This is a genomic window from Blattabacterium cuenoti, assembly GCF_014251335.1.
In the GTDB taxonomy this organism is placed as follows: domain Bacteria; phylum Bacteroidota; class Bacteroidia; order Flavobacteriales; family Blattabacteriaceae; genus Blattabacterium; species Blattabacterium cuenoti_G.
The window spans coordinates 79,225-92,303 of sequence record NZ_CP059186.1; the positions used below are offsets into that span (position 1 = coordinate 79,225).

The window sequence follows — 13,079 nt, forward strand, 5'->3', positions numbered from 1 at the left end:
TTGTGTTTTTTTGAAAAAAAATTGATACAATTCAAAAAAATTGAATCATAATTATTGTTTTTTATCTTTAACAAAATTCATGATAGATTTATTAGATCCAAAAAGAGTTAATATATCCCCCTTTTGTAAAACAGTATCTCCTGTGACTAATCCTATGACTTTTCTTGTAGGAGTCCCTTTAGAAGATGTTGGATTATTAATATCTCGGATAACGGTAACTAAAGAAACAGAATATTTTTGTGTTAATTTTAAACTTTTAACAGATTTTCCATTAAAAGAATATGGAGAAAAAACTTCTGCTATAGAATGCTTATTATCTACTCTAAAATAATCTAAAGCATAATTAAATGAGATTTGTTTAGTTAATCGAAACGCTGCATCTTGTTCTGGATGAATCACGTCATTAATACCCATAGCTTCTAATATTGTATCATGAATTTTGGATAAAGATCTACTCACGATTCTCAAATTCTTATATTTTTTTAGTATAGCTGTAGTTACTATTGAAGATCCTTCGTTTTCTCCAATAGCTACAATTCCTAAATCTGCTTGTTGAATAGGCAAGACATTGTAAGCGGCTTCATTATTAGCGTCCATACATACTACATTTGCTATATGATCTTTCAATAAATCCACTTTTTCCATTTTATGATCTATACCAAATACTTCATGTCCATTATCTGTTAAATTAAGAGCTAAAGATCTTCCAAAATTTCCTAATCCAATAATTATGATTTTCATATTTTATATTTACTTCTTAACTAACTAATTGATAAGAATATTACCTTTAGGGTATCTGTAATAATGATGAGAACCAATTTTATTTTTTCTTAATAAACCAATCATAACATTAAAAACTCCTATTCTTCCTAATAACATTAAAAGTATTAAAACCAATTTGCTTCCGTTTGATAAACTAGAAGTAATACCTAAAGATAATCCTGCTGTAGAAAAAGCAGAAAATACTTCAAAAGAAATAGATAGAATATCTTCTTTTGGATCCATAAAAATTATGAGTAAAATACTCATGTATATAACTATTATAGATAACATAATAATTGAAAAAGATAATCTAATAGATTCTGGAGATATTTCTTTCCTTTGTATTTCTAATCTATTTTTTCCTCTAGATAAAGAAATAATATTCATTAATGCTAATGCAAAAGTGCTTGTTTTTATTCCCCCACCAGTAGAAGCTGGAGAAGCCCCTATCCACATCAATAACATAGTAAAAAAAATAGTAACTGGTGTTAAAAGACTCATATTTAACACATGAAATCCTGCTGTTCTAGATGTAGCTGAAGAAAAAAATGAAGCAATCCATTTTCCATGAAAAGAATAATGTTCGGAAAGAGAACAATGATATTCACTGATATAATAAAAAATTGTTCCAAAAAAAAGCAAAAAAAAAGTTGTTAAGATTACAACTTGTGTATTTAAAGTAACTACATGTGCAGGCTGTCTAAAATCTTCATCTTTAAAAATTTTTAAAAAATATTTTTTTATAGTCAACCATATATATGTAAAAAAATTAAATAAAATGTTAAAACCTATTCCCCCCAATATTAATAAAAAAGCAATAATTAATTGAAATAAATAATTAAATCTCACAGATTGTGAATATAATCCTTGACTCAAGGTAGAAAATCCACTATTACAAAAAGCAGATATAGAATGAAAAACAGAAAAAAATAAGATACTATCAGATTCTATTGTATTTTTATCTTTAATAGAAAAATAAATTAATAAAGTGCCTATAAATTCTACTGTTAAAGTAAACATAACTACTTTAACAGCTAAACTAAGAACGTTACTTGTTGTTTTTGTATTTAAAAAATTACTAACAAAAATAGCTTCCTTAAAAGAAAATCCATCTCTAAAAAAGTAACTAAAAAAAGAAGTTATAGTTAAAATACCTAATCCTCCCAATTCTATTAATATAAGTATGAATATTTTTCCTAAATATGTAAAATCTTTAGCTGTATCCAATACTACTAATCCTGTCACACATACAGCACTAGTAGAAGTAAACAAAGCATCTATAAATGATATTTTTTTTACTGTAGATGCAGGAAGCATTAATAAAATAGATCCTAAAAAAGATAAAAATAGAAAACTTATAATGAATATAAAAACAGGATTATGAATTTTAACGTATACTATTCGCATAAAATAAGTAACACGAATTAGTACATATAAAATTAAACTAATAAGCGTATATATTTTTATATCTTGAGTGGTCCTTTCATTATAAAAAAATGAAATTTTTACAAAAGTAAAAACAATAGAAAGAATCAATATAAAAAAGGATAAAAAAATCATAGATCTATAACCTTTTTCGATATTTTTATCAAAAAGGATAAATAAGTGTAAAATACTTATTATGAATACAATTCCTAAAAGGATTTCTACATTAAAAAATCGAAAGGGTTTCCATCCTAAAGATAGAATTATATAAATAAATATAATTGGAGTAAACATATCCAAAAAATTTCGTAATCTAATTTGGATCATGATTTTCTATGAAATACTTTTTATTTCTTTTAATATGTTTATTACTTTTTTTTAAAAAATTTTTGCAGCACATTGAAATCTAATTGTAGATTCATAATTAGTTCCAATTTTTATACATTTTTCATCCCAATTACACTCTCTTTAAAAAATTTACGTTTCATATTTTCAATTTAGTTTATGAATCATCTATATTTTGAATTATAATATTTTTATAGACTATAAACAACAATAATTCACTGCAATAGGTCATAAACCATTCAATATAAATTTTATATTTTAAATTATTTTATTTAACAATCCTAAATCTAAATATTCTAATCTAGAAAAATAACTTTTTTAGTATAAACATAGTTTTTCAATTTAGTATTAGTATTTGATATTTTATATTAAAAATTAACCTACGAAAAAATTAGGATAACAATTTTTCTAAAAAACTTAGAAAAATGATTTGATCCTTTTTGTTGTATAAAAACTTACTATCTAGTAAATAATAAAAACTTGATTGATTGATCATCATTACAAAATGTAACACTAAAAAAATAGTTGGGAAACTATTTATTATCTCAATTTTAATAATTTTTTCAAAAAATTATGTTATTTATTATAAATAAAAAGGAATAAATTTTTCTATATCATAGAATTTTTTTTTACAAAATTCTTTGTAAGAAATGAGGGCCATGTTCATAGCAGATGGGGTTTTGTATAAACATCTATTTTTACTTATTTTACTTAGAATAGAAAAAAAAAATTTATTATCTATGATAGGAATATCTCCTATAATAATAAAATAGATTTTTTCATCTATTGGAAAAGATTTGAAAAAGTCATCATCCAATTTTTTTATCCTAATAGGACTCAGTCTTTCTTTTGATTCATTAAATAATGAAGTATAAAAAAGATTAGATTTAACATGTATCATGGGAATCAAAAATCCTTTTTTGATGTTTATTTCATAACTCATAACTGTCAATGTATCTATAGACAACAAAGGAATATCTAATGCATAACATAATCCTCTAGCAGCCGATGCACCTATTCTCAAAGAAGTATAAGATCCCGGTCCTTTGCTTACACAAATAGAGTTTAAATCTTGAAAATGAATTCCGGAAATGTTTATAGCATACTGTATGAATGTATGCAATTTTTCTGAATGAGAATATTTTTTCGAACATTCTTCTACATAAGTTAAACATATTCCATTATTAGCAATACTGACTGAACAATTTTTAGTAGAAGTTTCTATATTTAGTATTAAAGACATATTTACATATTATTTATTTATATATGGTATTTAAATAAAATAAAATAATGAAAGAAAAAAAAGTAATTAGATATATTGTTTCATGGCTTAAAGAATATATTGAAAAGGCTAAATCTAATGGATTTATTATTGGGATATCTGGAGGAATAGATTCTTCAGTAGCATCTTATTTAGTGTCTATGACAAAGTTTCCTACTATCATATTGGAAATGCCTATTATGGAAAAAAGAAAAAACTTATTGAGTATAAAACATGCGAATTTTTTGACAAAAAAATTTTCAAACGTACATTATTTAAAAAAAGATTTATCTAATTTATTTACAGCCTTTTATAATACAACGAATGAGACAGAAAATTCAAAACTTTCTTTAGCGTTAGCTAATGTAAAATCTCGTATTCGTATGTTAACTTTATATTATTATGCTAATATTAAAGACTATCTTGTTGTTGGAACTGGAAATAAAGTAGAAGATTTTGGGGTAGGTTTTTTTACAAAATATGGAGATGGAGGGGTAGATTTACATCCTATAGCTGATTTGACTAAGAGTGAAGTACGTTTTTTAGCTAAAAAATTAAATATTTTTGAAAAAATTCAAAAAGCAAAGCCAACGGATGGACTTTGGGAAGATCAAAGATCGGATGAAGATCAATTAGGAGCTACTTATAATGAATTAGAATGGGCTATGAAAATGGAAATTATGAAAGACGATACTTTATCTGAAATAGAATACAAAATTTTGAAAAAATATCAAATTTTGCATAAAAAAAATAGACATAAGATGATTCCTATTCCTATATGTAAAATTCCTGATGATATTAAAAAATGAAAATTTTTGTTTATTTGTATAAATCAATATAAAATAAAATAGATTATAACAGAATCGTTTTCGTAATTTTGTTTTTCATGGATTAAGTTTATTCTATGTATGTATGATGGAAGAAAAATATAAAAAAATTTTAAAAGAAGAAAAATTGACTCAAAAATATAATTCTATTTTTAATCATTCAATTAATACAGATAATACAGACCAAACTCTACAGAACAATGTTTTATTTATGACTGATGAAGAAAAAATTGAGAAAATAAAAAAACATTTTTTTCAAATTATGAAAATTTTAGGTTTAGATATGAATGATGATAGTTTACGAAAAACACCTAAACGAGTAGCAAAAATGTTTATACAAGAAATATTTAGTGGTCTTAACCCAAAGAATTTTCCTAATTTTTCTATTTTCGAGAATAAATATAAATATAATCAAATGTTAATAGAAAAAAATATAACAGTTTATTCCACTTGTGAACATCATTTTCTTCCTATTGTAGGAAAAGCTCATGTAGGTTATATTTCTAATGGGAAGGTTGTAGGGCTTTCGAAAATCAATAGAGTTGTAAATTTTTATGCAAAAAGACCACAAGTTCAAGAACGTTTAACTATGCAAATTGTTAAATCTTTACAAAAAATGCTAGAAACACAAGATGTTGCTTGTGTTATAGAAGCAAAACATTTGTGCGTAAATTCTCGTGGAATTAGAGATATAGACAGTACTACTGTTACTACTGAGTTAATAGGATCCTTTAAAAATAATTCCGAGATTCGGAAAGAATTTTTACATCATATTGGAATTTCTTAAATGAAAAAAATGAAGGAAAAAAATTTTCAAGATAAAAATCGAAATCATCTAAAAATATATAATTCATTAACAGGAAAAAAAGAATTTTTTCAGCCTATTAATAAGGAATACGTAGGAATTTATGTATGTGGCCCCACAGTTTATAACCACTTACATTTGGGGAATTGTAGAACTTTTATATCATTTGATATTGTTTTTCGTTATTTAAAACATTTGGGATATAAAGTTCGTTATGTGAGAAATATTACTGATGTTGGGCATTTAGAAAATGAAAATTACGATGCAGAAGATAAAATTTATAAAAAATCTCGCATAGAAGGCCTTGAACCTATGGAAATAGTTCAAAAATACACTCTTTCCTTTCACAATTTATTAAAGATTTTAAATGTATTACCTCCAAGCATCGAACCTACAGCAACAGGTCATATAATAGAACAAATAGATATGATTCAAGAATTAATTAAAAAAAAATTAGCATACGAAATAAATGGATCTGTATATTTTGATTTAAAAGAATATAGAAAATTATATCCTTATGGTGTGATTAGTAAAAATAAAATTGATAAACTTTCTCATAACAAATTAGAATTCTTGGATGAAAAACGTGGATATCAAGATTTTTCTCTTTGGAAAAGAGCTTATGATCGTCATATTATGAATTGGAATTCTCCATGGGGAAAGGGTTTTCCAGGGTGGCATATAGAATGTACTACTATGAGTACAAAATATTTAGGAGATACTTTTGATATCCATGGTGGAGGAATAGATCTAAAATTTCCTCATCATGAATGCGAATTAGCACAAGCGATAGGGGTTTATGATAAAAGTAATTTTGCACATTATTGGATGCATGCTAATATGTTAACTTTAAATGGAAAAAAAATGAGCAAATCTACAGGAAATTTTTTGGAATTAAAAGATGTTATTCTCGATAAAATTTGTGGAAAATCTTTTCTTCCTAGTATTTTTAGATTTTACATTTTACAATCTCATTATAGAAATGTTATGAATTTTTCCAATAAAGGACTTATGGATGCTGAAAAAGGATATCATCGAATAATGAAAGCAATAGATATATTAAGAAATTTGGAAACTCAAACATCCAAAAAAACATTAAAAGATAACAATATTTTTAATGTTTATCATTGGATAAATATTTGTTATCAAGCGATTAATGATGATTTTAATATTCCTTTATTAATTACTTACTTATTTCAAGCTTCTATATATATTATTAGTAATTCTGTTCATGATATATATCATATTAATCTATTAAAAAAATATATGATTTATTTTGTTTTTGATATTTTAGGAATTCAAGAAATCAATCATGATGAAGAAAGTTCTAAAACTTTAAAAATACTTGTAGAGAGATTAATCAAATTTCGTATAAAAGTAAGAAAAGAAAAAAATTGGATCATTTCAGATAAAATAAGACAAGAGCTTTCTCACATAGGAATTTCATTACATGATGAAAAAACATTATAATTCCACTTATTTTTTTATTTTTTTTTATTTTAAGGCTTGATCAAGGTCCTCAATAAGATCTTCTACATTTTCTATACCAAGAGATAAACGAATGAGAGAATCTTCTATTCCTGCATTAATTCTTACTTCTAAAGGAGTAGATTTATGAGTCATAGTTGCTGGATGACAAATTAAACTTTTTGTCCCCCCCAAACTTTCTGCTAACTTAAATACTTTCGTGGAAGTTACTACTTTTTTCGCTGATTCTATTGTATTTTTTTTAAGACTAAAAGATACAATTCCTCCAAAATATCGTTGTTGTTTTACTGCAATAAAATGATTTTTATGATGAGATAACCCAGGATAATAGACTTTATCTATTTCATAATTTTTTTCATTTTTTAAAAAAGAAGCAATTTGAAATGCATTTTGAGATTGTTTTTTGATACGTAAATATAATGTTTGACTTCCTCTTATAGTTAACCAAGAATCAATAGGAGATAGAACTCCTCCAGTTGCGTTTTGTATATATTTCAATTTTTCATATAAATCTGTATTTCTTACAGTGATTAATCCAGCTAACACATCTGAATGTCCTGCTAAATATTTAGTAGCACTATGAACTACTATATCTGATCCTAATTTCAAAGGATTTTGAATAGCGGGAGAAGCGAAAGTATTATCTACAACAACTAAAATATTTGGATTCTTTTTTTTAGATTGTTTGCTAATAAATTCTATATCAGATATTTTTAAGGTAGGATTGGTAGGGGATTCCAGCCAAACTAATTTTGTACGATCAGAAATAGCGGAAATAGTTTTTTCCGCATCTGTTGTATCTACAAATTTAGTATTAATCCCTAATTTTTTATACAAATTTAATAAACGAAATGTTCCTCCATAAATGTCATCTACTGCTACTATTTCGTCTTCATATTCTAGCAATTTTAAAACAGCATCTACAGATGCTAATCCAGAAGAAAATGCTAAACTAGCATAGCCGTATTCCAAATTAGTTATTAAATTTTCTAGTATTTTTCTCGTAGGATTATTGGTTCTAGTATAATCAAATCCTTTATGAACACCAGGAGCTTCTTGTACGTAAGTTGAAGTTTGGTATATTGGTGTAGATATTGCTCCTGTCAGAGGATCAGATAAAATGTTTTGAATAAGCTTTGTTTCTTCCTTCATCGTTTTAATTATAAAATTTCATTATTGTATGCAAATGTACTAAAAATGAAAATACAATTTTTTGAAAAAATTTTTTTCTGTAAAAACAACTTTTTTTTTGGAAAAAATATAAATTTGTCTCCTATTTTTCGATTTTCAGTAAATGATTTCAAAAAAAATAATATATTTTTTATTCTTTTTTTTATTTTTATTTTTTGAATCTTCTGCTTATAATCAAAAAAAGAATAAAAAAAGTGAAAATAAAAATCAAGAAAATATAGCTAATATTATTTTGGATCATGTAAGTGATTCTCATGAATGGCATGTTGCAGGTACTCACAATCATGGAATTATTTTTTCTTTACCAGTTATTTTATGGAATACTGGACTAGAAATTTTTTCTTCCTCTAAATTTTCATGTCATCATGTAGTAAAAGGAAAATATGGATATTATAAAATGTTTCGAGAAAAAATATATAAGACTAATTCTCTTGGATTATTATATATAGATCCTAAAGGGATTCCAAAAAATGATAAACCTTGGGATTTTTCTGTTACAAAAAATGTGGTATCTATTTTTATATCCTATTTTTTGTTGTCTTATATTTTTATAAAAATGAAACGTAGTTATATTAATTATCAAACTAAATGGAGTTTAGGAATTGTTTTAGAATTCCTAATTTTATTTATACGGGATGAAGTTGCAATTCCTAATATTGGAAATAAAAAATATAAAATTTTTCTTCCTTTTTTGTTAACATCCTTTTTTTTTATATTGATTAACAATTTACTAGGTATTATTCCAGGATTTCCAAATGTAACAGGAAATATTAATATTACATTAATGTTAGCTATTATGACTTTTATTGTTAGTAATATAAATGCAAATACAAATTATTGGAAACATATTTTTTGGATGCCAGGAGTTCCAATGGGAATTAGATTATTATTAGCTCCTATCGAATTTATTGGAGTTTTTATACGTCCACTAACTTTATGTATTCGTTTGTTTGCTAATATTACTGCCGGACACATAATTATTTTAAGTTTTATTTGTCTCATTTTTATTTTCAAAAGTTTTTTTATAGCTGGTTTCTCCATAATTTTCGGTTTTTTTATTTCTATGTTAGAAATTATGGTAGCCTTCTTACAAGCTTTTATTTTTACAACTTTGTCTGCCTTACTTATAGGAATGGCTGTTAAAAATTATGACCATGATCATGACAATAAAACGCATTAAAAATTTAATAATATGGATATAGATTTAACTTACTCAGGTTTAGCCGCTTTAGGAGCTGGTCTTGCAGTAATAGGAGCAGGATTAGGAATTGGAAAAATTGGAAGTTCCGCGATGGATGCTATTGCTAGACAACCTGAAGCTTCGAATAAAATACAGAATGCTATGATTGTAGCCGCTGCATTAATTGAAGGAGCAGCATTATTCGGAATAGTCACGACATTATTAGCTGTGTTTAAATAAAAAAATACTAATGGATTTAGTAACTCCTTCTATTGGACTAATTTTTTGGCATACTATAATATTCATAATACTCATGCTTTTTCTTTCAAAATTTGCTTGGAAGCCAATAATGAATTTTATAGAACAAAGAGAGGAAAAAATTAAAGTTTCTGTTGAAAAAGCTGATCAAATGAAAAAAAAATTAAAAGATATAGAAGATAAAAAAAATAGAATTTTAAAGGAAACTCATGTGAAAAGAGACATGATCTTGAAAGAAGCAATTCAAATTAGAGAAAAAATAAAAATAAAAGCTAAAGAGGAAGGAATGATAGAAAAAATTAAAATTATAGAAGAAACAAAAAAAAATATTCAAATAGAAAAAGAAGTAGAATACCACAAGTTTAAGAAAAAAATAGGTAATATTTCTATTCTTATAGCCAAAAAAATATTAAAAAAAGAGTTAGATCAAACTGATAAACAAGATAAATTTATAAAAGAATTAGTAGATAGATTGTACTAATTTTAGTAAAAATGTTTTCAAATAAAAAAATCATTCAACATTACGCTAGAGTTTTTTTTGAGTATTCTATTATGAATATGAGTAATAGTAGATTTTTTTATCATAAAATCAAAAAAATATCTTTTTTATTAGAAAATAATATAGATTTAAACAATATTTTAAATACTTATTTATTAAATAGAGAAAAAAAAATAGAAATTATCAAAAAAATATTTTATAATTTTGATATTTTTATTTTTCAATTTATTAAACTCTTAATTCTAAGAAAAAGAGAACCTCTTTTAAAAAAAATTTTTTTAGAATATCAAAAAATATACGAAGAAGATAAAAAAGGATTTATAAAATCTATTGTAATCTCTGCTTATCCTTTGAGTAAGGATACACAAGAAATAATTGCATATAAAATAATATCTAATAATAAAAAAAAATTTAATATCATTAATAAAATTGATAAATCTATTATTGGAGGTTTTATATTCCGTGTAGGATATAAAGAATGGAATTTTAGCATTAAAAAACAATTGTTACATATTAGAAAAACATTTCATAATAAATAATTAATAAAAATAAAAGATTTTATTTTCATATGTCAGATATAAAATATTCTGAAATATCATCAATTCTTAAGGAAGAATTATCGAATTTTAAATTTGAATCAAAATTATCCGAATTTGGTGTAATTGTTCAAATAGGAGATGGAGTCGTTAGATCTTTTGGACTAAATTCTGCATTTTATGGAGAATTAGTAGAATTCAATGATGGAATAAAAGGTATGGTTCTCAACCTAGAAGAAGATCATGTAAGTATCGTTTTACTTAGTTCATCCAAAAATTTGAAAGAAGGAGATATAGTAAAAAGAACTGGAAAAATTTTTTCTATTAAAGTAGGGGAAAATATGTTAGGTCGTGTTGTAGATGTATTAGGAAATCCTATAGATGGAAAAGGCCCTATAAAAGGAAAATTATTTGAAATGCCTTTGGAAAGAAAAGCTCCAGGTGTTATTTATAGAGAACCTGTTCAAGAACCACTTCAAACGGGTATAAAATTTATAGATTCCATGATCCCCATAGGAAGAGGACAAAGAGAATTAATTATTGGAGACAGACAAACTGGAAAAACAACTATAGCTATTGATACGATTATTAATCAAAAAAGATTTTTTGAAAAAAATGAACCTGTTTATTGCATTTATGTAGCCATTAGTCAAAAAGGTTCTAATATTGCGAGAATTTCAAAAATTTTGCAAGAAAAGGGAGCCATGTCTTATACAATTATAGTATCTGCAACTTCTTCTGATCCAGTTTCCATGCAAGTTTTTGCTCCTTTTTCTGGAACTGCTATAGGAGAATATTTCCGGGATACAGGTCGTTCTTCTTTAGTTGTATATGATGATCTTTCAAAACAAGCAGTTTCTTATAGGGAAATATCCCTATTACTACGACGTCCACCTGGTAGAGAAGCCTATCCAGGAGATGTTTTTTATTTACACTCTCGTCTTTTAGAACGAGCTGCTAAAATTATAAAAGATCAAAAAATGGCTGAGAAAATGAACGATATCCCATCTTCTATTAGAAAAAAAATAAAAGGTGGAGGTTCTTTAACTGCATTGCCTATTATTGAAACTCAATCTGGAGATATTTCTTCTTATATTCCTACTAATGTTATTTCTATTACAGATGGACAGATTTTTTTAGAAAAAGATTTATTTCATTCTGGAGTTCGTCCTGCAATTAATGAAAGTATATCTGTTTCTCGTGTAGGTGGATCTGCACAAATTCAATCTATGAGAAAAATATCTGGAACTTTAAAATTAGATCAAGCTCAATTTAGAGAATTAGAATCTTTTTCAAAATTTGGTTCTGAACTAGATTCATCTACTATGAATATCTTAAAGAAAGGAAAAATTAATATAGAAATATTAAAACAACCTCCTCATACGCCTTATGATATAGCGGATCAAATAGCTATTATTTATGCTGGAACTAAGAATTTACTTCAAAAAATTCCTATTGATAAAATTTCAGATTTTGAAAAAGAATATCTTTTCTATTTAAAAGAAAAACATGAAAATGTATTAAATTTTTTAAGAAATGGAATTTTTAACGAAAAAATATCTGATATTTTAGAAAAAGTAGCCTTAGAACTAAGTGATAAATACGTTTCTTAAATTTTTATTATGTCTAACCCAAAAGAAATCAAGAGAAAAATATTATCTATAGAATCAGTTATAAAAACTACAGAAGCAATGAAAATGATTTCTATAGTAAAATTACGAAAAACAAAAGATTTACTTATGCAAGTAAAAATTTATTTGAATTATATAGAGACGATTCTTTTAGATCTTTTGTTTATAGAATCAGAATGCAAAGAAAATTTTGAAAAAAATCAATATTTTTATGGAGTAGGAAACATGAAATTATTTATTGTATTTACTTCTGATCGTGGTTTATGTGGCTCTTTTAATTCTTCAATTTTTGAAAAAATTAATCATCTTTTTCAAAAAAAAGGATATTTACATAATGAATGTGTGTTTTTTTCTATTGGAAAAAAAGGATTTGATTTTTTATGTAAGAAATATAATATGTACAACAAAAATTGGATCGGAAATGATTTATCGAATCGGAAAATTCAACTTTTAGTATCAGAGTTAATTTATGATTTTTATAAAAAAAAATTTTCTTCTATTTATTTAATATACAATAATTTAAAAAAATCATTATTTCAAGAAATAAACATAGAGAGATTTCTTCCTATTACTACTAAAAATTTTAAAAAAAAAAAGTTAAGGTCATCCTACATTTTAGAACCCTATCAAAAAAAAATATTAAATTTTATAATTCCGAAATTTTTAAATGCAAAATTACTAAAAATTTTTTGGGAATCCACCACAGCAGAACATACTGCTCGTATGATATCTATGCATAAAGCTACAGAAAATGCATCTGATATTAAACATGATCTAATCTTAAATTATAATAAAGAAAGACAAACTACGATTACTAAAGAAATACTTGAAATTATTAGTGGATTAGAATCTTTAAATAAAAAAACATAAT

At 24.9% G+C, this 13,079-nt stretch carries 13 protein-coding genes; 9 read left to right on the forward strand and 4 right to left on the reverse strand.

The genetic code is table 11. The annotated features are described in order from the left end of the window. Positions 1-51 precede the first annotated feature (51 nt). From H0H73_RS00325 to tsaB, 3 genes are all read right to left on the reverse strand, one after another. A complete protein-coding gene (locus tag H0H73_RS00325; protein WP_185852205.1) occupies positions 52-741 on the reverse strand; it encodes a potassium channel family protein in 690 nt (229 codons plus the stop codon). A 24-nt stretch (positions 742-765) separates the two neighbouring features. Then, positions 766-2,514 carry a TrkH family potassium uptake protein gene (locus H0H73_RS00330; protein ID WP_185852206.1) on the reverse strand — a complete coding sequence of 583 codons (1,749 nt, stop codon included), beginning with the start codon at positions 2,512-2,514 and terminating at the stop codon, positions 766-768. 601 nt (positions 2,515-3,115) lie between these two features. Further along, positions 3,116-3,775: a tRNA (adenosine(37)-N6)-threonylcarbamoyltransferase complex dimerization subunit type 1 TsaB gene (tsaB, locus tag H0H73_RS00335; protein WP_185852207.1), complete on the reverse strand. Its 660-nt coding sequence runs from the start codon at positions 3,773-3,775 to the stop codon at positions 3,116-3,118. Positions 3,776-3,822: 47 nt separating this feature from the next. Between tsaB and nadE the strand changes: the two genes are divergently transcribed. From nadE to cysS, 3 genes are all read left to right on the forward strand, one after another. Beyond that, positions 3,823-4,602 carry an NAD(+) synthase gene (nadE, locus tag H0H73_RS00340; protein ID WP_185852208.1) on the forward strand — a complete coding sequence of 260 codons (780 nt, stop codon included), beginning with the start codon at positions 3,823-3,825 and terminating at the stop codon, positions 4,600-4,602. Positions 4,603-4,705: 103 nt separating this feature from the next. Beyond that, positions 4,706-5,407 carry a GTP cyclohydrolase I FolE gene (gene folE / locus H0H73_RS00345; protein ID WP_185852209.1) on the forward strand — a complete coding sequence of 234 codons (702 nt, stop codon included), beginning with the start codon at positions 4,706-4,708 and terminating at the stop codon, positions 5,405-5,407. Between the two features lie 9 nt (positions 5,408-5,416). Continuing rightward, complete coding sequence (gene cysS, locus H0H73_RS00350; protein WP_185852210.1) at positions 5,417-6,895, forward strand: cysteine--tRNA ligase; 1,479 nt, start codon at positions 5,417-5,419, stop codon at positions 6,893-6,895. A gap of 24 nt (positions 6,896-6,919) precedes the next feature. On the opposite strand, the gene H0H73_RS00355 is transcribed toward cysS, so the two are convergent. Further along, entirely contained in the window at positions 6,920-8,065 is a 1,146-nt protein-coding gene (locus H0H73_RS00355) for a trans-sulfuration enzyme family protein (RefSeq protein WP_185852211.1), read from the reverse strand. A 142-nt stretch (positions 8,066-8,207) separates the two neighbouring features. Between H0H73_RS00355 and atpB the strand changes: the two genes are divergently transcribed. The 6 genes from atpB to atpG are packed head-to-tail and all read left to right on the forward strand — an operon-like array spanning position 8,208 to position 13,078. Beyond that, positions 8,208-9,284, forward strand: a complete 1,077-nt coding sequence (gene atpB / locus H0H73_RS00360; RefSeq protein ID WP_185852212.1) for a F0F1 ATP synthase subunit A — start codon at positions 8,208-8,210, stop codon at positions 9,282-9,284. Positions 9,285-9,296: 12 nt separating this feature from the next. Further along, positions 9,297-9,524 carry an ATP synthase F0 subunit C gene (gene atpE / locus H0H73_RS00365; RefSeq protein WP_185852213.1) on the forward strand — a complete coding sequence of 76 codons (228 nt, stop codon included), beginning with the start codon at positions 9,297-9,299 and terminating at the stop codon, positions 9,522-9,524. Between the two features lie 10 nt (positions 9,525-9,534). Next, a complete protein-coding gene (gene atpF, locus H0H73_RS00370) occupies positions 9,535-10,023 on the forward strand; it encodes a F0F1 ATP synthase subunit B (protein ID WP_185852214.1) in 489 nt (162 codons plus the stop codon). An 11-nt stretch (positions 10,024-10,034) separates the two neighbouring features. Next, positions 10,035-10,580, forward strand: coding sequence for an ATP synthase F1 subunit delta (gene atpH, locus H0H73_RS00375; RefSeq protein ID WP_185852215.1), 546 nt, complete (start codon positions 10,035-10,037; stop codon positions 10,578-10,580). A gap of 29 nt (positions 10,581-10,609) precedes the next feature. Then, on the forward strand, positions 10,610-12,190 hold the full coding sequence (gene atpA, locus H0H73_RS00380; RefSeq protein WP_185852216.1) for a F0F1 ATP synthase subunit alpha: 1,581 nt from the start codon (positions 10,610-10,612) through the stop codon (positions 12,188-12,190). A 9-nt stretch (positions 12,191-12,199) separates the two neighbouring features. Next, on the forward strand, positions 12,200-13,078 hold the full coding sequence (atpG, locus tag H0H73_RS00385) for an ATP synthase F1 subunit gamma (protein WP_185852217.1): 879 nt from the start codon (positions 12,200-12,202) through the stop codon (positions 13,076-13,078). Position 13,079 lies beyond the last annotated feature (1 nt).